Annotated in this window: 28 protein-coding genes and 1 other RNA gene; 18 read left to right on the plus strand and 11 right to left on the minus strand. The window is 64.6% G+C overall.

Annotated features, from left to right (window positions below; translation table 11 throughout):
* Positions 1–2 precede the first annotated feature (2 nt).
* The 3 genes from ACN0YL_RS12605 to ACN0YL_RS12615 all read left to right on the plus strand — a co-directional run bounded on the left by ACN0YL_RS12605 (position 3) and on the right by ACN0YL_RS12615 (position 2,561).
* Entirely contained in the window at positions 3–995 is a 993-nt protein-coding gene (locus tag ACN0YL_RS12605; RefSeq protein ID WP_417490968.1) for a type II secretion system F family protein, read from the plus strand.
* Between the two features lie 10 nt (positions 996–1,005).
* Entirely contained in the window at positions 1,006–2,004 is a 999-nt protein-coding gene (locus ACN0YL_RS12610; protein WP_417490969.1) for a type II secretion system F family protein, read from the plus strand.
* A 62-nt stretch (positions 2,005–2,066) separates the two neighbouring features.
* Complete coding sequence (locus ACN0YL_RS12615; RefSeq protein WP_417490970.1) at positions 2,067–2,561, plus strand: hypothetical protein; 495 nt, start codon at positions 2,067–2,069, stop codon at positions 2,559–2,561.
* A gap of 34 nt (positions 2,562–2,595) precedes the next feature.
* Here the strand turns inward: ACN0YL_RS12615 and ACN0YL_RS12620 are convergent, their stop codons facing one another.
* Complete coding sequence (locus tag ACN0YL_RS12620; protein ID WP_417498224.1) at positions 2,596–3,417, minus strand: tetratricopeptide repeat protein; 822 nt, start codon at positions 3,415–3,417, stop codon at positions 2,596–2,598.
* Between the two features lie 92 nt (positions 3,418–3,509).
* Between ACN0YL_RS12620 and ACN0YL_RS12625 the strand changes: the two genes are divergently transcribed.
* Genes ACN0YL_RS12625 through ACN0YL_RS12635 form a run of 3 tightly spaced genes read left to right on the plus strand, consistent with a single transcriptional unit; the run spans position 3,510 to position 6,095 of the window.
* A complete protein-coding gene (locus ACN0YL_RS12625; RefSeq protein ID WP_417498225.1) occupies positions 3,510–4,868 on the plus strand; it encodes a leucyl aminopeptidase family protein in 1,359 nt (452 codons plus the stop codon).
* 49 nt (positions 4,869–4,917) lie between these two features.
* Positions 4,918–5,304 carry a MarR family transcriptional regulator gene (locus tag ACN0YL_RS12630; protein WP_417498226.1) on the plus strand — a complete coding sequence of 129 codons (387 nt, stop codon included), beginning with the start codon at positions 4,918–4,920 and terminating at the stop codon, positions 5,302–5,304.
* On the plus strand, positions 5,244–6,095 hold the full coding sequence (locus tag ACN0YL_RS12635; RefSeq protein ID WP_417498227.1) for a C40 family peptidase: 852 nt from the start codon (positions 5,244–5,246) through the stop codon (positions 6,093–6,095). Before ACN0YL_RS12630 ends, ACN0YL_RS12635 begins: the two co-directional genes overlap by 61 nt.
* Before the next feature lie 78 nt (positions 6,096–6,173).
* On the opposite strand, the gene ACN0YL_RS12640 is transcribed toward ACN0YL_RS12635, so the two are convergent.
* Positions 6,174–6,911, minus strand: coding sequence for a c-type cytochrome (locus ACN0YL_RS12640; RefSeq protein ID WP_417490974.1), 738 nt, complete (start codon positions 6,909–6,911; stop codon positions 6,174–6,176).
* Positions 6,912–7,258: 347 nt separating this feature from the next.
* On the opposite strand from ACN0YL_RS12640, the gene ACN0YL_RS12645 reads away from it, so the two are divergent.
* Positions 7,259–7,780 carry a porin family protein gene (locus ACN0YL_RS12645; RefSeq protein ID WP_417490975.1) on the plus strand — a complete coding sequence of 174 codons (522 nt, stop codon included), beginning with the start codon at positions 7,259–7,261 and terminating at the stop codon, positions 7,778–7,780.
* 86 nt (positions 7,781–7,866) lie between these two features.
* Here the strand turns inward: ACN0YL_RS12645 and nudC are convergent, their stop codons facing one another.
* Both nudC and ACN0YL_RS12655 read right to left on the minus strand, forming a co-directional pair.
* Positions 7,867–8,790 carry an NAD(+) diphosphatase gene (nudC, locus tag ACN0YL_RS12650; protein WP_417498228.1) on the minus strand — a complete coding sequence of 308 codons (924 nt, stop codon included), beginning with the start codon at positions 8,788–8,790 and terminating at the stop codon, positions 7,867–7,869.
* Between the two features lie 78 nt (positions 8,791–8,868).
* On the minus strand, positions 8,869–10,224 hold the full coding sequence (locus ACN0YL_RS12655; protein ID WP_417498266.1) for an MBL fold metallo-hydrolase RNA specificity domain-containing protein: 1,356 nt from the start codon (positions 10,222–10,224) through the stop codon (positions 8,869–8,871).
* A gap of 154 nt (positions 10,225–10,378) precedes the next feature.
* On the opposite strand from ACN0YL_RS12655, the gene ACN0YL_RS12660 reads away from it, so the two are divergent.
* The 6 genes from ACN0YL_RS12660 (at position 10,379) to ACN0YL_RS12685 (ending at position 14,408) form a co-directional block, all read left to right on the plus strand.
* On the plus strand, positions 10,379–10,603 hold the full coding sequence (locus ACN0YL_RS12660; protein ID WP_417498229.1) for a hypothetical protein: 225 nt from the start codon (positions 10,379–10,381) through the stop codon (positions 10,601–10,603).
* Between the two features lie 44 nt (positions 10,604–10,647).
* Positions 10,648–10,745, plus strand: an RNA gene (gene ffs, locus ACN0YL_RS12665) — signal recognition particle sRNA small type.
* 117 nt (positions 10,746–10,862) lie between these two features.
* Positions 10,863–12,635: a DNA polymerase III subunit gamma/tau gene (locus ACN0YL_RS12670; RefSeq protein ID WP_417490978.1), complete on the plus strand. Its 1,773-nt coding sequence runs from the start codon at positions 10,863–10,865 to the stop codon at positions 12,633–12,635.
* Positions 12,632–12,955 carry a YbaB/EbfC family nucleoid-associated protein gene (locus ACN0YL_RS12675; protein WP_417468553.1) on the plus strand — a complete coding sequence of 108 codons (324 nt, stop codon included), beginning with the start codon at positions 12,632–12,634 and terminating at the stop codon, positions 12,953–12,955. The genes ACN0YL_RS12670 and ACN0YL_RS12675 overlap by 4 nt, the downstream gene beginning before the upstream one ends.
* Positions 12,956–12,974: 19 nt before the next feature.
* A complete protein-coding gene (gene recR / locus ACN0YL_RS12680; RefSeq protein WP_417468554.1) occupies positions 12,975–13,580 on the plus strand; it encodes a recombination mediator RecR in 606 nt (201 codons plus the stop codon).
* Between the two features lie 105 nt (positions 13,581–13,685).
* Positions 13,686–14,408, plus strand: a complete 723-nt coding sequence (locus tag ACN0YL_RS12685; RefSeq protein ID WP_417498230.1) for a queuosine precursor transporter — start codon at positions 13,686–13,688, stop codon at positions 14,406–14,408.
* Here ACN0YL_RS12685 and ACN0YL_RS12690 read toward each other — a convergent pair.
* Positions 14,405–15,523 (minus strand): GNAT family N-acetyltransferase, encoded by a 1,119-nt coding sequence (locus ACN0YL_RS12690; protein ID WP_417490980.1) that lies wholly within the window; start codon positions 15,521–15,523, stop codon positions 14,405–14,407. The two genes, ACN0YL_RS12685 and ACN0YL_RS12690, sit on opposite strands and share 4 nt — an antisense overlap.
* Before the next feature lie 136 nt (positions 15,524–15,659).
* Here ACN0YL_RS12690 and ACN0YL_RS12695 point away from each other — a divergent pair, with 136 nt between their 5' ends.
* Together ACN0YL_RS12695 and def are read left to right on the plus strand one after the other, a co-directional pair.
* Positions 15,660–17,069 (plus strand): DNA recombination protein RmuC, encoded by a 1,410-nt coding sequence (locus ACN0YL_RS12695; RefSeq protein ID WP_417490981.1) that lies wholly within the window; start codon positions 15,660–15,662, stop codon positions 17,067–17,069.
* Between the two features lie 47 nt (positions 17,070–17,116).
* Entirely contained in the window at positions 17,117–17,644 is a 528-nt protein-coding gene (gene def / locus ACN0YL_RS12700; RefSeq protein WP_417490982.1) for a peptide deformylase, read from the plus strand.
* A gap of 41 nt (positions 17,645–17,685) precedes the next feature.
* Here def and ACN0YL_RS12705 read toward each other — a convergent pair whose 3' ends face one another.
* The 3 genes from ACN0YL_RS12705 to ACN0YL_RS12715 form a co-directional block, all read right to left on the minus strand.
* Positions 17,686–18,165 (minus strand): hypothetical protein, encoded by a 480-nt coding sequence (locus ACN0YL_RS12705; protein WP_417490983.1) that lies wholly within the window; start codon positions 18,163–18,165, stop codon positions 17,686–17,688.
* A gap of 283 nt (positions 18,166–18,448) precedes the next feature.
* The gene (locus tag ACN0YL_RS12710; protein WP_417498231.1) at positions 18,449–18,904 is read right to left on the minus strand and encodes a DUF488 family protein; all 456 of its coding nucleotides are present in this window, start codon (positions 18,902–18,904) and stop codon (positions 18,449–18,451) included.
* Positions 18,905–19,081: 177 nt separating this feature from the next.
* Positions 19,082–19,930, minus strand: a complete 849-nt coding sequence (locus ACN0YL_RS12715; protein ID WP_417490985.1) for a pirin family protein — start codon at positions 19,928–19,930, stop codon at positions 19,082–19,084.
* A 167-nt stretch (positions 19,931–20,097) separates the two neighbouring features.
* On the opposite strand from ACN0YL_RS12715, the gene ACN0YL_RS12720 reads away from it, so the two are divergent.
* A complete protein-coding gene (locus tag ACN0YL_RS12720) occupies positions 20,098–20,679 on the plus strand; it encodes a hypothetical protein (protein ID WP_417491115.1) in 582 nt (193 codons plus the stop codon).
* Positions 20,680–20,725: 46 nt separating this feature from the next.
* Here the strand turns inward: ACN0YL_RS12720 and ACN0YL_RS12725 are convergent, their stop codons facing one another.
* The gene (locus ACN0YL_RS12725) at positions 20,726–21,091 is read right to left on the minus strand and encodes a Kazal-type serine protease inhibitor domain-containing protein (protein ID WP_417498232.1); all 366 of its coding nucleotides are present in this window, start codon (positions 21,089–21,091) and stop codon (positions 20,726–20,728) included.
* Positions 21,092–21,177: 86 nt separating this feature from the next.
* On the opposite strand from ACN0YL_RS12725, the gene fmt reads away from it, so the two are divergent.
* Both fmt and truA read left to right on the plus strand, forming a co-directional pair.
* Positions 21,178–22,110 (plus strand): methionyl-tRNA formyltransferase, encoded by a 933-nt coding sequence (gene fmt / locus ACN0YL_RS12730; protein ID WP_417498233.1) that lies wholly within the window; start codon positions 21,178–21,180, stop codon positions 22,108–22,110.
* The gene (gene truA, locus ACN0YL_RS12735; protein WP_417498234.1) at positions 22,110–22,853 is read left to right on the plus strand and encodes a tRNA pseudouridine(38-40) synthase TruA; all 744 of its coding nucleotides are present in this window, start codon (positions 22,110–22,112) and stop codon (positions 22,851–22,853) included. Before fmt ends, truA begins: the two co-directional genes overlap by 1 nt.
* Before the next feature lie 9 nt (positions 22,854–22,862).
* Here the strand turns inward: truA and ACN0YL_RS12740 are convergent, their stop codons facing one another.
* The gene (locus tag ACN0YL_RS12740) at positions 22,863–23,447 is read right to left on the minus strand and encodes a hypothetical protein (protein ID WP_417498235.1); all 585 of its coding nucleotides are present in this window, start codon (positions 23,445–23,447) and stop codon (positions 22,863–22,865) included.
* The gene (gene dapE, locus ACN0YL_RS12745; protein WP_417498236.1) at positions 23,444–24,610 is read right to left on the minus strand and encodes a succinyl-diaminopimelate desuccinylase; all 1,167 of its coding nucleotides are present in this window, start codon (positions 24,608–24,610) and stop codon (positions 23,444–23,446) included. Before dapE ends, ACN0YL_RS12740 begins: the two co-directional genes overlap by 4 nt.
* Positions 24,611–24,616 lie beyond the last annotated feature (6 nt).

Raw genomic sequence — 24,616 nt, forward strand, 5'->3', positions numbered from 1 at the left:
GCATGAGTCCCGATTTCGCCTTCATCCTGGCCGCCGCAGCCGCCTTCTTCGCCGTTGGCGGTGTCGGCTGGGTGACGCTGGGTGCGATGGGCGATGCCCAGTCAAAAAAGCGCCTCGACCGGGCGGTCGGTGGACGCACGACGCGCGGCAAGCGTCAGGGCGCGACCCTCGACAGCGCTGCCCAGCGCAAGCGCCAGGTCCAGGATTCGCTCAAGGACATGGAGCAGCGCCAGAAGGATATCCGCAAGAAGGCGATCACGCTGAAGGCGCGTATCCAGCAGGCCGGGATGGATTTCACCCCGACCGTGTTCTGGATCGCATCGGCCTGCATGGGCGTGACCGGCCTGCTGATTGCGCTGGTCACCGGGCAGAGCCTGCTCGTCTCGGCCGGGATCGCCATGGTGTCCGGGCTGGGCCTGCCGCGCTGGACGCTGGGTCTGCTGCGCGGACGCCGCCAGGGCAAGTTCACCGGCGAATTCGCCAATTCGATCGACATCATCGTGCGCGGCGTCAAATCCGGCCTGCCGCTGAACGAGTGCCTCAACATCATCGCCCGCGAATCGCCCGAGCCGATCGCGTCGGAGTTCCAGCTGCTGACCGAGGGCCTGCGCGTCGGCCAATCGCTTGAGGACGCGCTCGAGAAGATGTGCGAGCGCATGCCGCTGCCCGAGTTGAACTTCTTCCGCACCGTCCTGATCATCCAGCAGAAGACCGGCGGCAATCTCGCCGAGACCCTGGGCAATCTGTCCGGCGTGTTGCGGGCGCGCCGCATGATGCGCGAGAAGATCGATGCCCTCTCCGGCGAAGCCAAGGCCTCGGCCTTTATCATCGGCTCACTGCCACCGGGCGTGCTGGCCATCGTCTATGCCACGACGCCGGACTATATGAGCCAGATGTTCGTGCACCCGACCGGGCAGCTGATGCTGCTGGGCGGTGCCACCTGGATGGCGATCGGGATTTTCGTCATGCGCGGCATGATCAATTTCAAGATGTGAGGCGATGGACATGTTCGGCATCAGCTTCAACGACATCCGCGATTTTCTGACCGACCCCGAAATGCTTGTCATGGCGGTCTCGGCGATCCTCGTCTTCGCCACCATCGTCACCCTGGCCGGGCCGATGATGGGCGGCGACAATCTCGACAAGCGCGTCAAGTCGGTGCGCAATCGCCGCGAGGAGCTTCGCCGCCGCAATCGCGAACAGCTTGAAGTCAATGCGCGGGGCAAGGGCGGCAATTCGATCCGCAGCGTTGAGGCCAGGGGCATCATGCGCAAGGTCGTCGACTCGCTCAATCTGCAGAAGGCCTTCGAGGATCCGGCGCTGCAGATGAAGCTGCAACAGGCGGGTTTTCGCGGCAACCGGCCGGCGGTCACCTTTTATTTCTTCCGCCTGACCATGCCCTTCATCCTGCTGGCCGGGGCGCTTTTCTATGTCTTCATGATCAATGATTTCGGCCTGCCGACGATCACCCGGGTCTGTTTCTCGCTCGGCTTTGGCCTGCTCGGCTATTACGCGCCGAATGTCTATCTCTCCAATGCTGCCGCCAATCGCCAGCAATCGATCATGGGCTCCTTTCCCGACGGGCTGGACCTATTGCTGATCTGCGTCGAGGCGGGGATGTCGATCGAGGCGGCCTTCCACAAGGTCGCATCCGAAATCGGCAGCCAGTCGCTTGAACTGGCGGAGGAATTGTCGCTGACCACGGCGGAGCTGGCCTACCTGCCGGACCGCCGTATCGCCTATGAGAATCTCGCCAAGCGCACCAATCACCCCGGCGTCAAGGCGGTGTGTACCTCCTTGATCCAGGCCGAGCGTTACGGCACGCCGCTGGGGCAGGCCCTGCGGGTGATGGCGAAGGAAAATCGCGACATGCGGCTGGCCAATGCCGAGAAAAAAGCGGCCGCCCTGCCTGCCAAATTGACAGTGCCGATGATTGTGTTCTTCCTGCCCGTGCTGTTCGTGGTTATCCTCGGACCCGCCATCATTCGCTTCAATAGCATGTGACGGAAACGGTTTGGCGCGCTATTTGAATAGCGAGGCCCATGTTGGACAGGTGGACACAACCGATGTTTTCGGGGCGCAAATCGGCGGACAAGCTCCGTGAACAGATCGAGGCAGCGGATCAGGCCGTGGCTGCAGCCATGGCCGCGATCGCTGACGATGATGTTGCGCGTGCCCGCAAGGAATTGTCTGCGGCCCCCAAGACGCATTTCGCTGACATGGGCTGGAAGGTTGATCTCGCCACGGCGATGATCGAGCTCAAATCGGGACGTCACAGACAGGGAATCCAGAAGCTGATCAATGTCTGTTCGCGGCTCGATGACACGTCGATGGGCCGCGACGACAAGAATTACCTGCGCCTCTACGCGCTCTATCGCGCCAGCGAAGCCTCCAAGGGCGGTAAGGCTCCGACGGAGATGCGGGTCCTGGTCGAGGATTTCCGCTTCGACCACACCATGGTGACGCCTTTGCTGCGCAAGGACTTCCCGCTCAAGAAAATGGACGACGCCGACATCGCGCCGCCACCACCGCCGCCGCCGGTGCCGGTGACGGAACACTGATTCAATTAGCTACACGCGGCCGGGCTGCCGCGCCTCAGTCGCCGCGCAGGGAATCATAGCTGCGGCGCGAGGTCAGCATGGCGCGGACATAGGCCATATTCGCCTGCGCCATCGCCGGCGTGACATCATAGCGTGCCACTTCTTCAGCTTCATTGAATCGGCCCTGCAGCGCGATGACCAGCGCCAGATTCTGGCGCACGGCCGCTTCGGCTCCGGGCCGGATCATGGCTTCGCGCAGCATGCGTTCGGCGGTCTCCGCCTCTCCGGACAGGGCGTAGGACAGTGCCAGATTGGACATCACGGATGGTTCACTCGGGGACAGGGCGAGGGCCTGGCGGAAATATTCGCGCGCCCGCTCCGATTGCCCACCCTGTTCATGGGCAATGCCGAGGGTGTTGAGGATGCGCCAGTTGGTCGGGTCGGCCTGGGCGGCGCGCTGCAGCGATTCCGTTGCGCGCGTGCCGCGCCCCGTCGAGGTCAGGGCGGTGCCATAGGCGAGCAGCAATTGCGGACTGTCCGGGTGCAGGGCGAGGGCTTGTTGCGCGATCTCAATCGCGCGCTGCGGATTGCCGAGCTGGCGCAGGGCATTGGACAATTCATAGGCCGCTTCCAAGTCAGACGGGTTGAGCTCGTGCGCTTCGGCCCAGAAGGTCGCCTGGGTCAGCATGTCCTGGCTGCGGATGGCCGTGCGTTCCTGTGAGGTTGCCGGTACGATGCTGCGTGAGTCCAGCTCGACGGCGAGGGCCTGTTCATCGGCGGTGCGCGCGGTGGTGGCGCAGCCGGTCACGGCCAGGGCGGCGAGGGGGAGGAGCAGGCTTGAAATGCGCATGATCGGACCATTCACTGTGAGGCTCACTTGAATCTGCGCCTGCCCGGTCAAGAATGCGTTAATACAAAAGGGCTGCGCCGGTCCGGGCGCGCCGTGATCCCACAGGGAAGGTTTATCGCATGAACGCCTTATTCTCGTCGTCCGCCACCGCCCGGACCGTCCGCCTGGTCACCCAGTCCCGGTGCGACGAGGTGATCGCCCAGCTGCCGGCCGCCGAACGCCCGCTTGCGGCCGGGTTTGCCGCCAAGCCGGGCCAGATCGTGCTGCTGCCTTCGGACAGTATCTGCGGGGCCCTGTTCGGGGTCGGCTCCGGGGAGGACGCCTTCGCGCTCGGCGCCGCGGCCTTTGGCCTGCCGGCCGGGGACTGGCAGATCGAGGACATGCCCGACAGCCTTGATCCCGACCAGGTCTCGCTGGCCTGGGCGCTGGGCAGTTATCGCTTCACCCTGTTCAAGGCGGCCGAACGCGAGCCGGCCCGCCTGGTGCCGCCGGCCGGTGCCGACGCCACCGAAATCAATGCGATTGCCTCGGCGGTGATGCTGGCGCGCGACCTGATCAATTCGCCGGCCGACATCATGGGGCCGGAGGGGCTGGAGGCGGCTTTCCGCAAGCTGGCCAAGGTCCATGGCGCCAAGGTGAGTGTTACCAAGGGCGATGCGTTGCTGAAGCAGAACTATCCGATGATCCACGCCGTCGGCCGTGCGGCCGGTGAGGCGCCGCGCCTGCTGGAGCTGGAATGGGGCGATGCGGCGCACCCACGCCTGTCGCTGGTCGGCAAGGGCGTGTGTTTCGACAGCGGCGGTCTCGATCTCAAGCCTGCAGCCGGCATGCGCTTCATGAAGAAGGATATGGGCGGGGCTGCCAATGCGATGGCGCTGGCGCAGCTGGTGATGGCGGCGAAATTGCCGGTACGGCTGCACCTGCTCGTCCCGGCGGTGGAGAATGCGGTGGGCGCCGATGCCTTCCGGCCCGGCGATATCCTGGTCTCGCGCAAGGGGATCAGTGTCGAGGTCGACAATACCGACGCCGAGGGACGCCTGGTGCTCGCCGATGCCCTGGCGCGGGCCGTCGAGGACAAGCCCGCACTCCTGCTCGATTTCGCGACCTTGACCGGGGCGGCCCGTGTCGCCCTGGGGCCGGAAGTCATGCCCTTCTACACCGGCGATGATGCGATGGCGGCCGAGATCTTTACGGCCGGCAATGCGGTCGGTGACCCGGTCTGGCGCATGCCGCTCTGGGATGGTTATGAGCGCGAGATCGAGGGCGATATCTCCGACATCGTCAACAGTGCCGCCATGCCGCTGGCCGGATCGATCACGGCGGCTCTGTTCCTGCGCCGTTTCGTCGGCACCACGCCCTGGGTGCATTTCGACATTTTCGGCTGGAATCTGAAGGATCGTCCCGGCCGGCCCAAGGGCGGCGAGATGCAGGGCGCACGCGCCGTTTACCAAATGCTCAAACAGCGCTTCCTAGACTGACAGCCGAACAGACTTTCGGTGTCGGGGTTGCAGCATGGCGTCACAGGCGATGACTTCGCTTGAAATGATGAGACGGGTGTCGGCCGACGCCGTGCGCGGCGCTGCGGCCGACTTGACGGCACGGCAATTCGCCTTGCTGCTGGCCGTATTCATGCGCCCCGGACCGCATGCCGTGCGCGAACTGGCGCGGGCGCTGGACCTGCCCAAACCGGCGGTGACGCGCGGGCTGGATGTGCTTGAACGTCTCGGCTTCATCCGGCGCAAGCGCGATCTGGCTGACCGGCGCGATGTCTCGATTCACCGCACTGTCAAAGGCGCCGTCTTTCTGTACGATTATGGCGAAACCGTCGCCCACCGCGCCGAGGAGACCTCTACGTGTCCACCCTGGATCCCCGCCTCACGCCCGCCCGCCCCGATCTCGCTGCAGCCCATCTGAAAGGGCAGGTCGAGGCGGAGCGCTTTGTCGAACCGGTTGACCGCCAGGCGATTGCCGCCTCGGTTGCGATCCGCCGCACCCCGGACCCGCAGGGCGCCGTGGATGACCAGTTGCTGGCCGGCGATGTCTTTGCGCTGCTCGAGGAGAAGGATGGCTGGGGCTGGGGCTATTCCCGCGCTGACGGCTTTGTCGGCTGGGTCGAGCTGCTCGCCCTGAGCGAGGCGGTCGAGGCGGTCGATCATCGCGTCACCGCGCTGCGCACCTATGCTTTCAGCGAGGCCGATCTCAAATCCGAGCCCAATCTCCTGCTCAGCCTGAACTGCACATTCCGCGCCGGCCGTCGCGAGGGCCGCTTTGTCGAGGCGGTCGGGCTGGGTTGGGTGTTCACCGGTCATTGTGGTCCGCTCGATGAGCGGGCGGATGATTTCGTGGCGGTGGCCGAGTCCTTTCTTGGCGCGCCCTATCTGTGGGGCGGCAAGGAGAGCCTCGGGCTGGATTGCTCGGGCCTGGTGCAGATGGCATTGCTGGCAACGGGCCAGGCTGTGCCGCGCGACAGCGATCAGCAGGAGGCCCGTCTCGGTGCGATCTGGACCGATGTCACGGCCGATCCGGAGCGCCGGCGCGGCGATGTCGTGTTCTGGCCGGGCCATGTCGGGATCATGACCGATAGCGAGCATCTGCTGCATGCCAACGGGCACTGGATGGAGGTGACGCTGGAGCCCTTCGAGCGCGCCGAAGCGCGCATCCGCGAGGGACATGCGCCGGTGCGGCATATCTTCCGGCCCGCTTGAGGCCGGCTCCCTGGCAGGCAGAAAAAAGCCTCCGGAACGTGGGTTCCGGAGGCCTTTTCTGATTGGAGGCGGGTGGGGCTAGTGGCCCGTATCTTCCGCAGGCTGGTCTTCGGGAGCCGCCATGTCGCCGTCCGGCATGTCGACCGGCTCGACGGCATCGACCATGTCCGTGACGGCAGCGTCTGCTTGCGTTGCAGCGTCATCCATCGCGGTTTCGATCGCTTCGGCATCCATCGCCTCGCCAGGGGCAGGCAAAGGATCCGGCAGCGCCATCGGCGAGTCGGACAGGCTGCGCAGATAGGCGATGAGATCCATGCGCTGTTCTTCATTGCGCAGACCGGCAAAGGTCATGTTGGTGCCGGGCGCGTAGCCGGCCGGACGCTCAAGGAAGGCATCGAGCTCTTCATAGCCCCAGCTGCCACCCAGTTCGTTCAGGGCGCCGGAATAGCTGAAGCCCGCGGCCGAGGCGACTGCGCGTCCGACAACGCCCCACAGGTGCGGGCCGGTGCCATCGGCGCCGCCATTTTCGAATGTGTGACAGGCCTGGCAACGGCGGGCGATGCGCTCGCCGGCACCGGCGTCAGCGGCGGCCAGAAGCAGACCGTAATCGGTCGGGCCTTCGACGACAGCTTCCCCGGCGGATGCGGGACCGCCTTCGAGCGCGGCCCAGTCCACCGGATAGATGGTGTTCTCGACAGTCAGCTCTTCGGGCGCATGCGATTTTACCAGCATGTGGCCGAGTTCAGTGATGACCAGGATGATCAGAATGCCGCCGATAACGACGCCAGCAATCTTGTTGAAGAAGAGATCGCCCATCGACGCCCCCGTTACGATTTAGCCGAAAGTTGGAGCCGTGTTTGGCATGCGCCGCGCTTGCAGGCAACAGCCTAGAGCGTTCTTGTGCATGCGGTATGGCGACGCAAGGGGCCGCTGCCGCGACGCTGTTGCCGATATCGGGGCGTCCCTTGCGTCCGGCGTCATCACCGCCCACTTCCATAACGCGCGCAGACCGTCTTTCCCCGCCCGTCGCGCGGCGCGCTGTATTTGCCACGGTAGCGCCACATTTGGTGCCTTGAAAGCGCCCGAATGCGGGCCGAAATCACCAGCCTCGATGGCACGCATATCGCGTGTATTACTAATATGTAACCTGAGGTTAATTTCCCATGATGCGTTCCATTATCGCTGCTTCCCTCTCGGCGCTCGCGCTCGGCTCTGTCGCGCACGCCCAGGACACAAGCTACACCCTCGGCGCCGGCTATGAGCGCTTCAGCGGTGACGGCGTTGATCTCGATTCGGTGGTCTTTCGTGGCCGCTATGACTTCAACCAGTATTTCGGTGTCGAAGGCCAGGCCAATATCGGTATTGGCGACGACAGCGTGACCGTGCTCGGCACGCCTGTTGATGTCAGCCTCGACTACGCTGTTGGCGTCTTCGGCGTCGTCCGTGCCTTCAGCAATGAAAACGGCAATGTCTTCCTGCGCGCCGGCTACACCGACTCCCAGGTCGATGCGAGCGTTCCTGGCTATACCGTCAGCGCCGACTCGGACGCCTGGGCTTACGGCGTGGGTGGCGAGTATCTGTTCGACGGCCGTAATGGCGTCCGCTTCGACTACACCAAGTTCGACTATGATGGCGGCGATGCCGACGTCTTCGGCGTCAGCTATGTCCGTCGTTTCGGCGGCTAATCACGCCGGTGAGACCACAGGTGAGGGCCGTGCGCACCAGCGCGCGGCCCTTTTCTTTTGCGCCGGTTCCAGTCTGCCGGCGGGTCTCAGATTTCGCCGTCGGCCCATAATTCGATCAGACGCCGGGCGATCGCGACGGAAGGTGGCACTGTCGCCTCGGGATGGTGGCCCTCGAGCATGGCGCGGACCTCTTCGCGCGAAAACCAGCGCGCATCCTCCAGCTCATTCTCGTCGACCGTGACCGTGGCATGGGTGACCGGTGCGACCAGCCCCATCATCAGCGAGGAGGGGAAGGGCCAGGGCTGGGTCATGACATAGCGGATGGCGGCAATGTCGGCGATGACGCCGGATTCTTCCTGCAGCTCGCGGGCGCAGGCCTCTTCGATGGTCTCCGCCGGCTCCACAAAGCCGGCCAGCGCTGACCACATGCCCGGTGGCCAGCTTGCCTGCCGTCCGAGCAGGCAGTTCTCGCTATCAATCGCGAGCATGATCACTACCGGATCGACGCGCGGGAAATGCTCGGCCTCGCAGCCGCCGCAGACCCGTTTGGCACCACCAGACACGACCTCGGTCGCCTGGCCGCAATTGGCGCAGAAGCCGTGGCGGTCATGCCAGGCGAACAACGCCTTGGCGTGGGCGAAGATCGCGGCTTCGCTCTGGCTCAGCGCCATCGCCGCCTGACGGGCATCCATGAAGGCGATCGCGGCCTCGGCAGGCGGTTCCTGGGCCAGTTCGGTGGCAAATACCGGATCGCCGCGCAATTCACCGAGGTAGAGCTGCATCAGCGCCGGGCCGTAGAGCCGCTCGCACTCGTCAAGCTTGAGCCAGGCCAGCCCGCTGCCTTCCGCGATCCCCGGCAGGCCGCGAAACAGCACCATCGTCCAGGCATTCTCGCGATCCGCCTGGGCGGCGAGCTCGGCGGCATCCCGGCGCAGGCGCTCGCCGCGATCGAGCGGTGAGCCGGCGAAGACGAGCGGTGGGCGGTTGATCAGGACGGAACGGTCACTCATGGCAATATCCGGTTGGGGCAGCGACGTGCCGCGCAGGCTTACAGCGGTTGAACCGGCGCTTCAACGGGGCGCCGGGAGCTAGAGGTCGAAGCGATCGAGATGGCCGGGAATCTCGCAGGACCAGCCCAGCTCGCGCTCGATCCGGCTGCGCAGCGCCCGCGACGAGGCCGGCTCGCCATGGACGAGGAAGGTCTTGCGCGGCGGTGACTTGAAGCCGCCGAGCCATTGCATCAGCTCATTGGCATCGGCATGGGCCGACAGCATCGAGATTTCCTCGACCTCGGCCCGGATGGGGACGTGCTGGCCATGGATGCGGATATCGTCAGCGCCGGCGAGAATAGTCGCGCCGGGCGTGCCCGGTGCCTGGAAGCCGGAGATCACGATCGTGTTGCGCGCATCCGGGGCGTAGGATTTGAGGTGATGCAGGATGCGCCCGCCCGTCGCCATGCCGCTGGCGGAGATGATGACCTTGGGCATTTTGTCGATGGTCAGGGCCTTGGAATCCTCGGTCTGGCGCACGTAATTGACCATGTCGCCGATCTCGCCGGCCTCGCTGGCGGTGATCCGGTGATCGCCGAAATGGTGGCGCAGGATGGCGCTGGCATTGATCGCCATCGGGCTGTCGAGATAGACGGGCACGGACCCGATCCGCCCGGCCTTTTTCATCTTCCACAGATAATAGGTCAGCAACTGCGCCCGACCGACGGCGAAGGAGGGAATGACCACCGTGCCGCCGCGCGCCGTGGTGCGCTCGACAATGTCGGCCAGCAGCTCGCCGGGATCGCCCTGTTCGTGCAGCCGGTCGCCATAGGTGGTTTCCAGCAGCAGGTAATCGGCCTGTTCGATCGGCTCGGGATCGAACAGGACGGGGTCATCATAGCGGCCGAGATCGCCGGAAAAGGCGATGGTGCGGCCATGCCATTTCACCTCGACGGTGGCGGCGCCGAGAATATGACCGGCGCGGCGCAGCTTCAGGCGCGCGCCATGGCCCAGATCGGTATCGGTGTTGAACTCGACCTCGCGGAAACGCTCCATCGCGGCTTCCGCCTCGTCCTCGGTATAGAGCGGCAACGCCGGCTCATGGCGCGAGAATTTCTTGCGGTTGGCGTATTCCGCGTCGCGTTCCTGCAGATAGCCGCTATCGGGCAGAAGGATGCCGCACAGGTCGATCGTCGGCGGCGAACACAGGATTTCGCCGGCATAGCCGTCGCGGATCAGGCGCGGCACATAGCCGGAATGGTCCATATGGGCGTGCGAGAGCACGACTGAATCAATCGAGTGGGGGGCAACCGGGAAAGGCTCCCAATTGCGGGTGCGGATATTGCGCCGGCCCTGGAACATGCCGCAATCGAGCAGGATGCGCTTGCCATCGGCTTCGAGCAAATGGCGCGAGCCGGTCACCGTCCCGGCGGCGCCCATGCAGGTCAGGCTCATATCGGTCAAGGCAGATCTCCGATGCGCGGCGGGGTGGCAGGCTGTGCCGGTCAGGCAAGCCTATCAAGATGTTGCGACCTGTCGAATATTTCATCGCAGGCGCGCTTGATTTTGCGAACGATTCGCAATTACACTGCGCGGCAGGAGGATGCCGATGATGAAATACAGCCAGGATCACTGCGCGGAAATCCGGACCGGAGAGGCCGATCTGGCCGTACGGGACTGGCTCGAGACCCAGGCCCGGGTCACCAGCTATTGGCGCGATTTACTGGTCTCTTCGGGCGGCGATGACGCGCTGATTGCCGTGCTCGACGACCATGCCCTGTTTCTCGATGCGGCCGCGCGCATGGGCGAGGGCAGTTTTCACCGCCAACAGTGAAGGCACGACTTGCACCGCGACGCCCGGCTTGCGATATAGACCGTGGAAGATCGGCGGTGGACGCGCGCCTCGCCAACCCGGTCAGGTCCGGAAGGAAGCAGCCGTAACGAGTTTCGCACGGGTCGCTGTCCGGTCTTCCACGCGCATCTGGCTTCCACGCGCATCAGGCGCGTTTGGCCGCCGCGCAGCCCGATTCTCGGGTCTTTGATTTTCAGGTTATCGATTCTCAGGCCCCCGAACCTCAGCCAAGCGAGCCGATATGGACGATACGCCGCTGCCATCCGACGAGACAGGCGCAGCGGAGGCGCTGATGCCGGGGCTCGATCTGCCCCAGGCCGGCCCCGTCCCCGGCTACCAGGTATTGGCGCGCAAATACCGTCCCGACACTTTTGAAGACCTGATCGGCCAGGCAGCCATGGTGCGCACGCTGACCAATGCCTTCGCCGCCGGCCGCATCGCTCATGCCTACATGCTCACGGGCGTACGCGGGATCGGCAAGACGACGACGGCGCGCCTGATCGCGCGGGCGCTGAATTTCCGCAATGCGGAGATCAACCAGCCCTCGATGAAGCTCGATGTCCGCGGCGAGCATTGCGACGCCATCGCCCGCTCGGCCCATGTCGATGTGATGGAGATGGATGCCGCCTCGCGCACCGGTGTCGGCGATATCCGCGAGATCCTCGAGGGCGTGCGCTACGCCCCGGTATCGGCGCGCTACAAGGTCTACATCATCGATGAGGTCCACATGCTCTCGACCTCCGCCTTCAACGCCTTGTTGAAGACGCTGGAGGAACCGCCCGAGCACGCCAAATTCATTTTCGCCACCACCGAGATCCGCAAGGTGCCGGTGACGGTGCTGTCGCGCTGCCAGCGTTTCGATCTCAAGCGGATCGACCGCGACGTGCTCACCGACCATCTCGAGCGCATTTGCGGCCTCGAATCAGCCTCGGTCGAACGCGACGGCCTGTCGCTGATCTCCCGCGCGGCCGAAGGTTCGGTGCGCGATGCCTTGTCGCTGCTCGACCAGGCCATCGTCCAGGGCGCCGAGGCCGACGGGCCCGTTTCCGCGACCCAGATCCGCGACATGCTTGGTCTGGCCGACCGGGCCCGCGTTCTCGACCTGCTCGAACACGCGCTCGGGGCGCGGACCAGCGATGCGCTGAGCGAACTGACCTCACTCTATGATGCCGGCGGTGACCCCGTCGTCATCACCCGCGATCTGCTCGACTATGTTCATGCGATTTCGCGCGTGAAGGCGGTCGGGTCCGGGGCTGATCTCGGAGAGGCGGCCGATACGGTGCAGCGCCTCGCGGCGATTGCCGAAAGCCAGAGCCTGGCCCAGCTGACCCGTTTGTGGAAATTGCTGCTGACCGGGCTGGAGGATGTCCGCAAGGCGCCTGACCCGCTTGCCGCTGCCGAGATGACGCTGCTGCGTCTGGTCGCCGCCTCGATGCTGCCGCCGCCGGAAGACGCGGCCCGCCTGCTCGCCAGCCAGCCACCGGCTGCGCCGGACAGGGAGGCGCCGGGAAAGCCTGAGCCGGCCGCTGCGCCGGCCAGTTCCGGTGCCGTGATGCCGGCGGTCCCTGTCGCGGAAGCCGCCGCCGAGCCGCTGGCCATGGCACAGGGGCCGGCCAGTTTCGAAGAGCTGATCGCCATGCTGCAGGAACGGCGCGATATCATCCTCCAGCTTGATGTCGAGCGCTGTGTGCGCCCGGTCTCGTTCAAGCCGGGTGCGATGACCTATCAGCCGGCCGAGGACGCGCCGTCCGATCTGGCGCAACGCCTGTCGAAGCGCCTGCAGGAATGGACCGAGACGCGCTGGATGATCCTCGCCGATGCCAATGCCAAGGGCGGCGAGACCTGGTCGGAACGGCGCCAGCGCGGCAAGCAGGAAAGAATGGCGGCGGTGCGCAGTGATCCGGCGGTGGAAGAGGCGATGCGGCTCTTCCCGGGCGCCGAGATCGTGCGTGTCATCGAAGCCGCCCGACCCGACGACACTGATGACACCAGCCAAGCGGAGAATCGCGCATGACCGATTTGATGGGATTGATGAAGCAGGCGCAGGCCATGCAGCAGAAAATGACCGAGGCGCAGGAAAAACTCGCCGCCAGCCAGGTGATCGGCGAGGCCGGTGCCGGCCTGGTGACGATGACGCTGAGCGGCAAGGGCGAGATGCGGGCGCTGTCGATCGACCCCTCCCTGCTCGACCCGACCGAAGGCGAGGTTATCGAGGATCTGGTGATGGCCGCCCATAATGATGCCAAGCGCAAGATGGATGCGCTGCAGCAGGAGGTGATGAAAGAGGCCGCTGGCGGTCTGCAATTGCCCCCCGGCATGTCCATGCCCGGCTGAGCCGACTGGAGCTGACCTGATGCGCACCGCCTCTGCCGGACCCGAAATCGAACGCCTGATGGCCCTGCTGGCCAAACTGCCCGGCCTGGGGCCGCGCTCGGCACGGCGGGCGGCGCTGCACCTGCTCGGCAAGCGTGACAGCCTGATGCGCCCGCTGGCCGAAGCGCTCGGCGATGCCGCCGACAAGATCGGCGCCTGCAGCGAATGCGGCAATCTCGATGTCACCGACCCCTGCGCTGTCTGTGCCTCGCCGGGCCGGCAACCGGCAGCAATCTGTGTCGTCGAGACGGTTGGCGATCTGTGGGCGCTGGAGCGGGCCGGGGCCTTCAAGGGGCGTTATCATGTTCTGGGCGGCGTGCTCTCGGCCCTCGACGGTGTCCGCCCCGAGGATCTCAACATCGCCAAGCTGATCGAACGCGCGGCGCGCGACGAGATTTCCGAGATCGTTCTGGCCCTCAACGCCACGGTCGACGGCCAGACGACGGCGCATTATCTCGCCGACAAGCTGCAGCCCACGGGTGTGTCCGTCACCTCGCTGGCGCGCGGTGTGCCGGTGGGCGGCGAGCTCGACTATCTCGATGACGGCACGCTCGCTGCGGCCTTCCGCAGCCGGGCGGCAGTCTAGGCACGGCCGGCGGCGAAAAAACTCAATGGCCAGCCCTGCCCAAATATTCTAGCCTGCCCCAGGTGTCGGCCATACCCGCCGAGGTTGATCTGGAGTGCGCGCGAAATGGGCAGGGAGTTGCAGCGGGACCTTCACGATGCCGACCGCCTGACACGCAAGACTGCAACGTTGATCTTTTGCGTCGGCCTGTTCATGGTCTCGCTGGTGCTCGCCGCGATGACGTCGGTGAAGATCCAGCAATTCCATTTTGGCAGCCTCTCCGTGCTGGTGCCGGCCGGCACGATCGCCTTCGGGCTGACCTATCTGGCCACCGACGTGATCAGCGAAGTCTGGGGGCGCACCTACGCGCTCTGTGTCGTCTTGATCGGCCTGCTGCTGCGCATCCTGGTGATCGTGCTGATCCTCTACGCGCTCTATGCCGAGGAGGTGTTCGGTTTCATTTCGGTGGCTGGCGGCTGGACGGCCGAGCGGCAGGAGGCCTTTGTCTCGATCATGTCGAGCGGCAATCGGCTCAATTTTGCCGGCATGGTGGCCTTTGGCGTCAGCGCAGTCACCGATGTCATGATCTTCCATTTTTTCCAGCGGCGCGATGCGGGCAAGAACCGGCTCTGGTTCCGCAACAATATCTCGACCATGGTGTCGCAGGCGCTCAACAGCGTCATCTTCATCACCGCAGGATTCGCCGGTGCCATGCCGCCGGAGCTGATCGGCAGCCTGATCCTGGGTCAGATCATCATCAAGATCCTGGTCGCGGCCCTGGATACGCCCGCTGTCTACCTGATCCGCAATTTCGCCGAGGGGCGCCGCCTGTTCGACTTTCGCGGCTAGAGCGACAGCGCCCGTGCCATGCTGGCCAGGCGCGGTGGCAGGCCGGATTCGAAGGCCGAGGCCTGGGCCCAGCGCCGGCGCAGGCGCACCGGAATCTCGGCAATGCGTTCCGGCATGACCCGGGCCGCCGCTTCGGCCAGCTCCCAGCTGCGAATGCCCAGTGCGGCCAGTCCGGTGGACAGGACCCGGCCCTGATAGAGCGGCACTTCATGGCTGCGATAGTATTTCTTGTATTGGGCATCGCCGCCGCCGAGATCGACACGGGTGATGTTGCGGCTGCCGAGCTGTCTGAACAGGCCCTGCATCAGCAACAGGCCGGGTGAGTATTTCGCCAGTTCCGGGTCATAGGCCGGAAACCAGGAGTGATAGACACCGCCAGCGGCGAGGCCGAACTCGACGGCGGCGAGCCGGTCGCCGAACCAGAGTGCGGCGGTCAGGCCGCCAAACTCGCTGCCTTCATGGGCGCGCAGATCGGCCAACACAGCCTGGACCCAGTCAATCCCGAATACGTCGAGCTTGCCGGTGTCGCGGTATTGCGCCTGTTTCCAGTTGCGCAGGGCTTCGAACAGACGCCCGTCCGGATCGCCGAGCTCAACGCGGACCGGTCCGTGATCGCGCCCGGCATTTCGCTGCAGCCGCGCTGTCTTGCGGAAGTGTGAGGGGAATTCAGCCTGCTGGGCAGCGAAATAGGCGTCAGCGCCGGCAGCCAGATCGACAATGGCCGAGGCGTCGCGACAGCGCACCGCCGGATCATTATCAAGGCCGGGCCCGACCCAATTGTCGAACACCAGTGCCGAACTGCGGCTGGCGGCGAGCACGGCCTTTGGCGCGTGCTGCCGGCCGGGCGCGGCGATAATGCCCTGGTAGTCGCTCATCGGTGCGCCGATCGGGCGGACGACGCCCTCACGGGCGGCATGATGCGGGAAGAAGCCGGTGATCTCACCCTGGTCCTCGAACACGGCGATGCGGACATCGTTCCGCACGCGCGCAACGCAGCGGGTGAACTCGAACCGCAGATAGGGGCTCGTCAGCTGGCCGCCGGGCGCAGCCCAGGCGTTCCATTGCGAGACCATCCTGTCGTCGATGTCCCCGATCGAGACGATTTTTACGTCCATTCAACTACCCCGATGATGCCCCGGCTGGTGTGACGCAAGTTGCGGGCCGCAATGAACTCTCCTATTGGCAGGCGACAGCTTTTGTCCGGGCCGGTGTGCTAGGCTTGAGCTCGCCAATCAGATTCGGATGATTTCCATGGATACCGCCACACTTCTCCCGCTTGCCGGCCTCGCGGCCCTCGCCCTGATCGCGATTGTGATTGCGATCGTTGAATTTCGCGCCCACGCCCGGGTCCGGCGCGAGCGTGACACGGCTGCCGCGACCCTGGCCGAGGAGCGGGGGATGCGGGCCAGCGCCGAGCTGGCGCTGGCGCGTGCAGAGGAGCGGGCGAGTCAACTGGCCGAGCTTGGCGAGAAACTGGCGGCCCAGACGGCTGCGCGCGAAGCCGCCGAGCAGAGCGTTGCCGCGATGCAGGCGCAGATCCGAGAACGCGAACGCGCCGTCGCCGAGGAGCGCGCCTCATTGTCGAAGATGGGCGAGGAAATCCGCGTCAAATTCACCGCGCTCGCCGGTGAAGTGCTCGATCAGAGCCAGAAGAAATTTCTCGAGCGTGCCGGCGAAACCTTCAAGGTCAGCCAGGAAAAGACCGAGGGCGGCGTCAAATCCGTCGTCGAGCCGGTCCAGAAGGGGCTGGAGGAATTCCGTGCACAGCTGGCGATCATCGAGAAGGAGCGTCACGCTCACAAGGGTGAACTCGACAATCAGATCAAGCAATTGTCCGAAGGTCTCTCGGTCCAGCACAAGGAAACCTCCAAACTGGTCAACGCGCTGCAGCGCTCCTCGACGACGCGCGGGCAATGGGGCGAGCGCACCGTCGAAAATATCCTCGAACTGGCCGGTTTGAGCGCCAATATCGATTATGAGGCCCAGCACCAGACCCGCGACAGCGACGGCAATGCGATGCGCCCGGATTTCGTGGTTCGCCTTCCCGGCGGGGGCCGTTTCGTGGTCGATTCCAAGGTCGCGCTGACCGGATATCTCGATGCGGTTGAAGCCGAGGATGACACGGCGCGCAAAAGCGCCCTGCAGCGCCATGCGGCCCAGGTTCGCACGCATGTGAAGCAATTGTCCAAGAAGGAATACGCCAATGCCGTCGATGGCGCGATAGACTTCGTGGCGCTCTTCATTCCCGGTGAGAGCTTCTACAGCGCCGCCATGGACCAGGACCCGGCCCTGTTCGATGACGCTATCGCCAAGGGCATCATTATCGTCACGCCGGCGACCCTGCTCGCCCTCGCCAAGGCTGTCTCCTTCGGCTGGCGCCAGCAGGCGCTGGAAGCCAATGCCGAGAAGATCGCGGCGCTGGGGGCGGAACTCTATTCGCGCCTCAGCACGTTCTCGGAATATCTCGGCCGCGTCGGTTCGGGCCTGAAATCGGCGACCTCGAACTATAACAAGGCCGTCGCCTCGCTGGAGACGCGGGTTCTGGTTTCTGCCCGGCGCATGTCGGAGATGAACGGGTCGACCCAGACCAAGACGATTGATGCGCCCGACCAGGTCGACGAAGCGCCGCGGGCCCTCGCATCTCCCGATGCGGCGGACTGAAGTGTCCGTTTCTTGATTCCGCGCACCGCTCGCCCTATCTAGGGGCCATGGCTGTCAGAGAAATCATCACCGTCCCCGATCCGCGCCTGAAACTGGTCTCCCAACCCGTCGAGCGGGTGGATGAGGAATTGCGCGATCTGATGGATGACATGCTGCAAAGCATGTACGCCGCCGACGGGATCGGCCTTGCCGCGATCCAGGTCGGCGTGCCCAAGCGCGTCATCGTGATGGATCTGGCCAAGGCCGACGAGGCGCCGCAACCGCGCTATTTCGTCAATCCGGTGTTGTCCGACCCGTCCGACAATCTGCAGCCCTATGAAGAGGGCTGCCTGTCGGTGCCGACCGTGTTCGACGAGGTCGAGCGCCCGGACCGGGTCCGCATCCAGTATCTCGATTATGACGGCAAGCCCTGTGACGAGATCGCCGAGGGCATGTTTGCGGTCTGTATCCAGCACGAGATGGACCATCTCGAGGGTATTCTCTTCATCGACTATCTCTCGCGCCTGAAACGCCAGCGCGCCGTCCAGCGCGTCAAGAAGCTGGACAAGGACAAGACCCGCGACGACGCGGCCTGATCTCCTTTCCCCTAGGTGGTGCGCTGTAGTGATCGGCTGCATCATTCATGGGCGAAGAGATCATTCTGACTGGGGTTGTCTAACCTGATGATGCCGATCAGCAACCATGTCTGTTGATGCAGGGCATGGGTTCCAACGGCAAAAACGACACCTTTACGACGATAGTCGCATTCATATTTGTTTTTTAGCCATTGAAGTGCTGCGTCTTCGGATTTGAGTTCTCGCCGGCGATTGAAGAACGTGGCGGATGTTTCCCAATCCTCGCAGGAGTTTTGATGTGTCACCCCATGGGCGTCCACCCACTTGACGCGGAATACATATGGGCAGGGCTCCAGCGGGCGCACTGACCGGTGGAGCAAACTTTCCTGATTAGCTAAGGCGTTGTGTTTGTTTTGTTCCTCAGCTAGAGCGCTCTCGGACTTCTTTCTCCAACCGAATGAAAATGTTGTCGGCCTTACGAGGGCGAGGGACTCTCCCCGCGCCACTGCTTCGCCGACACTAGCTCGGACGATGGAGTTCAAAAAGTGTGTTTCATTTTTGGGTGAGGTACGCCCTAGGACTTCGATTGAATCTGGATCGACACGTTGGGTTTCCTTGCGCCCATCATGGCCGGGGTCCGTGTAGCGATAGCGAATCCGATCCCATCTGCGAAACTTTTGAGGATCTGCGAGAACTCTATACGGAACGGGGTGTTGGCGGACCCATTCCCCCTGCTTGTTAATGCCAGCGCAGCAGACTGTCTCCGAGTACTTTCCGCTTGCATGCGGGATCGCTTTGACAAGGTTGAGGCATTCTCCCGCGAGACTATGCAGCCTGCTCAAAAGACCGAACTCCCAAATGTTGAGTACGGGAGCCTAACCGCTCATCGAGGATGTTGGAAATGATTTTGCGATGACAGGTTGCGGGGTCGCGCTCGTAGCAGAGCAGACAAATCGCTGCATCGTTCGCCAGTTCTACGACTTCCTCGAGCGCTTGCTGGGCTTCCGCTGAGTTGATGACCTCAGCATAAATTGCGCGGAACTTTGCCCAGTCCCCTGATCGCGCCGCTTCGCGCCCCTCTTTGGGGTCACCGAGAACTCGAAAGTGTTTATAGCCGATTCCACTGTTGGCGAGAGCCTCGGAGAGCGCGGTCTTGGAGAAGCCTTTTCGACGAGATTGAGCGCGGTCCCTGACGTCCACGATCATATCGATGTCGGCGAGCTTGAGGGTGTTGATGAAGGCCTCAAGGCTCGCTGCTTCATATCCGATAGTCGCAATCATGGCATGTCTCCCTAGCCAAGAGAGCTAGAACGCGCTGGTTAATGAAGCAATACGGTCGGCGATCACACTTCGTATCCTTTTCGTGCCATCCTTGCCCTTACGTGTAGCTTCCTGACGTCTCCTCAAGTTTCCATTGCGCCTGTCACCTACCGCACTGCGTGTAATCGACGACGCGGCCTAGAACCGCCCCGCCTGGAAATCGGCCACCGCCTGCTGCAGCTCCGCCTGCGTGTTCATCACGAAGGGGCCGTAGCGCGCGACCGGCTCATTGATCGGTTGACCGGCGGCGAGGATGAAGCTTGCGCCTTCGGTGCCGGTCGTCAGTTCCACGGCATCGCCATCGCTCAACACGGCCAGGTCGGGTGCCTTCACGGTCTCTGTGCCGGCGGAAACCTCACCCTTGTAGACTGCGATGAAGACGGTATGCCCGGCGGGAACAACCTCGTTGAAGCGGGCACCCGGCTCGAGCGTCACGTCAAGCAGGAGCGGTTTGGTCGCGATCTGTTCAACCGGGCCGGTGATGCCGCTGGCGCTGGAGCCGGCGAGGACGCGCACGCGGCCGCCTTCGCGCGTTTCGACCGGGATCTGGCCGGCCTCGAATTCCTGGTAGCGCGGCGCCGTCATCTTCTGTTTCGCGGGCAGATTGACCCAGAGCTGGAAGCCCCACATGCGGCCTTCATCCTGTTCGGGCATCTCGGAATGGACGATGCCACGCCCGGCGGTCATCCACTGGATGCCGCCCGGTCCGATCACGCCCTTGTGGCCCTTGTTGTCGCCATGGCGCATGCGGCCGTCGAGCATGATGGTGACGGTCTCGAAGCCGCGATGCGGATGGCTCGGGAAGCCGGCGATATAATCATCGCGATTGTCGGAGCGGAACTGGTCGAGCATCAGGAAAGGGTCGAGATCATTCAGTCCCTGATGGCCGAGCATGCGTGTCAGTTTGACCCCCGCGCCGTCGGAGGTCGGCATGCCGCGCGAAATCTGGCTGATCGTGCGTGCCCGGGTCTTTGTGGTCGTCGGCATGAAGTGCTCCTGCGCGCTGGCTCGAGACGAAAATAGCCCTTTGCCGGAGCCAAAACAGCGCCCGGCGCGAAAAGCATTCTTTCCCCTGTGGACAGGATCAGTTGTTGCTTGACCCGGTGGGGCGGGCGCGGGATCGTTCGCGGAACAATTTCAAGGGGATTGCCGTGATGAAACTGATCCATGCCAGCGCCGCGCTCGGCCTTATGAGCCTGGCTGCCTGCAGTGCGCCGACAGAGGCACCCGCCGATGACGACCTGCTCGCCTCGCTGTCGCAATATTGTGGCCAGGCCTTCGAGGGGGCGGTCACCAGCGACGATCCGCGCGATGCCGACTGGGCGTCGGAAGTGCTGACGATCCATTTCCGTGAATGCAGCGATGACGAGGTCCGCATCCCGCTGCATGTCGGCGAGAATCGCTCGCGCACCTGGATCATCAGCCGTCAGGGCGACGGGCTGCGCCTGCAGCATGATCACCGCCATGAAGACGGCAGCGAGGACGCGGTGACCATGTATGGCGGTTCCACCACCACGCCGCCGGCCGATGGCCGCGCCGAATTCCCCGCCGACCAGTTCTCGAAAGACCTGTTCGAGCGCGAGGGGCTCGCCGTCTCGGTGACCAATGTCTGGACGCTTGCGCTGACCGATACCGCGCTGACCTATGCGCTCGATCGTCCGGAGCGCCATTTCGAAGTCAGCTTCGATATGACCCGTCCGGTCGAGGTGCCACCGGCACCCTGGGGCGCCGAGTAGTCAGACGGGAGCCTGTCCCGCCCGGGCAGGCTCCGTCGTCTGACGATCAGCTGCCGTCCGCTGCGCAGGCGCCATCATGTGTCGCGCTGACGCCAGCGGCGGCCGCGGTGCAGGCATTGCCATAGGTCTGGCCATCGCAGCCACAGACGGGGCGATATTCGCGCGTGCAGGCCTGTGGCCGGGGCGTGCAGATGCCGGTCTGGTCCGCGGCGCCGCATTGCGCGCTTGGCTCATAGCGGCAATAGGCGCCCGCGTCGGCGCAGCCGGTGCCCATCATGCCGCCGCACATGCCGCCGATTTCCGACATCGGGCGCGAATCGGCAGGCTGCCCGTCCGGGACACTCGCCGCGCAGGCGCCCAGCGCCAAGAGTCCGGAAACGAGGGTGATGAGTATGCCGGGGGTTCGTGCCATGGTGTCGCTCCTGCTTGGTGGTCAGACTGTATCACCGTTATGACGGCGGGGAGACCGCAATTGAAACCACAGGACCTGACCCCGGCATGAACCTCCGCCTCGCCTTCATGGGAACACCCGATTTCGCCGTCCGCTCGCTTGCCGAGATCGCCGCCGCTGGCCACGAGATCGTGCGCGTCTACACCCAGCCACCGCGCAAGCGCGGCCGCGGCCAGTCGGAGCAGAAAACGCCGGTGCACCAGCTGGCCGAAGTGTTGGGCATTCCGGTCTCCACTCCTCACAGCTTCAAGGATGAGGCGGTGCTCGAGGAATTCGAGGCGCTCGACCTTGATGCCGCCATTGTCGTCGCCTACGGGCAAATCCTGCCACAGCGCGCGCTCGATGCAGCGCGCTTGGGCTGTCTCAACCTGCACGGATCCTTGCTGCCGCGCTGGCGCGGCGCGGCACCGATCCAGCGCGCCATCATGGCCGGTGATCGCGAGACCGGCGTCCAGATCCAGCAGATGGAAGCCGGGCTCGATACCGGCCCGATCCTGCTGTCGGAAACCGTCGCCATCAGCGAGACCGACACCGCGGCCAGCCTGCATGACAAGCTGATGGATGTCGGCGCCCTGATGTGGCCGCGCGCCCTGGCGGCGCTTGAACGCGGGTCCTTGCAGGCGGTGCCGCAATCGGATGAGGGCGTCACCTACGCCAGAAAGATCACGCCGGAAGAGGCGCGCATCGACTGGTCGCGCCCCGCCGCCGAACTGTCGCCGCATATTCGCGGGCTTTCGCCTTTTCCGGGCGCCTGGTTCGAGCTGGCGACCGAGAAGGGGCCTGTGCGGGTCAAGGTTTTGCTGGCGACGGCCGAGGCGGGCGAGGGCAAGCCGGGCACGGCGCTCGATGATGAGCTGTTGATCGCTTGCGGCTCCGGCGCCCTGCGGCTGATGCGGCTGCAGCGTGAGGGCAAGGGCGCGATGAAGGCGGAGGACTTCCTGCGCGGCACATCGGTGCCGGCCGGAACGGTGCTGGGCTGATGCCGCGCTACAAGCTCACCCTGGAATATGACGGCACGCTGTTTTACGGCTGGCAATGGCAGGATCACGGGCCCTCCGTGCAGGGCTCGCTGCAGCGCGCCGCGCAGGCGCTCAATGGCGCTCCGGTGATCGTCCAGGGCGCCGGGCGCACCGATAGCGGTGTGCACGCGCTGGGGCAGGTGGCGCATCTCGACCTCGACAAGGACCTGCGCTGTGACCGGGTGCGCGATGCGCTCAACCACCATCTCCGCCCCGATCCGATCGCCGTGCTCGAGGCCGAAAAAGTCACCGAGGACTTTCATGCCCGTTTCTCGGCCACCAAGCGGCATTATCTCTATCGCCTGATCGACCGCCGCGCCCCGCTGACCCTCGACAAGGGCCAGATCTGGCGCGTGCCGCAAGCTCTCGACAGCGATGCCATGCATGCCGCCGCGCAGATGCTGGTCGGCAGCCATGATTTTTCCACCTTCCGCGACGCGCAATGCCAGTCGGAAAGCCCGGTCAAGACGCTCGACGAGATCCGCGTCTCGCGCATTGGCGAGGAGGTGCAGCTGACCTGCTCGGCGCGCTCCTTCCTGCACCGCCAGGTACGCTCCTTTGTCGGATCGCTGGTCGAGGTCGGGGTCGGCAAATGGTCGCTGCGCGATTTCAAGGCGGCGCTTGACGCCGCCGACCGGAGGCGCTGCGGTCCGGTGGCGCCGTCCGACGGGCTCTATCTGGTGGCGGTGGATTATCCGGACTGAGACGCGTGTCTACAGCGCGTCCGGGATGGCGGGCGTCATCGCCAGCGAGATCAGGATCACCATGATTTTCGCCGCCAGGATCGGTATTGCGGCCGCAGCCGCCGAGGTGATGGTCGGGGCGCCCAGCGCAATATAGGCGATGCGCCAGTGCACCAGGATGCGCAGATAGCCATACAGGCCGACGAGGATGCCGAGCAGCTGCAGATTGATCAGCCCGGCGAGGAAGAGTGTCCAGATGCCCGCCTGCACGGCGAACAGCAGGATCGAGCTCCAATTGTGCAGCACCACCCAGGCAGCCCAGCGCCCGCGCAGGCCGAGAATGCTGACGGCGAGCGAGGCTGCGAGCGGGAAAATCACCCAGGACAGCGAATAGACCAGGAAGTCTTCCAGCCCGTAGCCGCGCTCGCCGCCGGAGCCGTGCCAGGCGCTCAGCAGGATCAGCGCCACCAGCGGCAGGGCGAAGATCGCGGCCGAAAACGAGTGCCAGAGCCCGCCCATCGAGGTGTCGAAATTCTCTTCCCAGCCATCCTTGAAGGTCAGGATGCGCCAGCAACCCTGCACCGCAAGCCAGGCCTCCGCGACCAGCCTGATCATGCCGGGGTGTCCGTGAAATAGGCTGACAGGATGCGGGTATAGATGCGGGTCAGCGTTTCCAGGTCGGCCAGAGGCACGCATTCATCGATCTTGTGCATGCTGGCACCGACCAGGCCGAATTCGGCGACGGGGCCATATTTGTGGATGAAGCGGGCATCGCTGGTGCCGCCGCCGGTGGTGAGCGCGGCGCGGCGGCCGGTCTCGGCCTCGATGGCGTCCTGCAGCAAGGTCGTGAATGCACCGGCCGGGGTCAGGAAGGCCTCGCCGGTGACATGGATATCGCACACCACTTCGCCATCAAACGTCAGCGCCACCAGCGCCGCCTCGTCCTCGATCCAGCGGCTCAGCTCATCGCCGGTATGGGCGATATTGAAGCGGATATTGAAGCGCGCCTCGGCCTGGCCGGGAATGACATTGGTGGTCGGATTGCCGACATCAATACTGGTGACTTCCAGATTGGAGGGCTGGAAATTCTCGGCGCCGTCATCGAGCAGGCGTGCGGTGAGGCGGCCGAGCAGGGTGAGCAGGGGCGGGATCGGGTTTTCCGCGCGTTCCGGATAGGCGACATGGCCCTGACGGCCGGTGATTGTGATCTGGCAATTGAGACTGCCGCGCCGGCCCGACTTGATCGTCTCGCCCATCGCGTTGGGATTGCTCGGCTCGCCGACCAGGCAGTGATCGAAGCGCTCGCCCTCGGCGGCGAGCTGTTCCAGCGCCGCCTTGGTGCCATGGATCGCCATGCCCTCTTCATCGCCGGTGATCAGGAAAGCGATTGAGCCGGCTGGCTCGCCCTGCTCGCCAAGCAAGCGCTGCACTGAAGCGACCATGGCGGCGATCGCGCCCTTCATGTCGGCCGCGCCGCGACCCCACAACATGCCGTCGATGGCCTCGGCAGCGAAGGGTGGGTGGGTCCATTTGGCGTCACCGCCGGCGGGCACGACATCGGTATGGCCGGCGAACATGAAACAGGGCGAGGCGGTGCCGCGGCGGGCATAGAGATTGTCGATCTCGCCGAAGGGCAGACGCCGGCAGGCAAAGCCGAGGCTTTCCAGTGCCTGTTGCAAGACATCCAGCGCGCCGGCATCGGCCGGTGTCACCGAGGGGCAACGGATCAGGCGCTGGGCCAGCGCGAGCGGATTGGAAAGATCGGGATCAGTGTTCATAATCGA

The organism is Maricaulis sp. (genome assembly GCF_048269565.1).
GTDB lineage: Bacteria > Pseudomonadota > Alphaproteobacteria > Caulobacterales > Maricaulaceae > Maricaulis.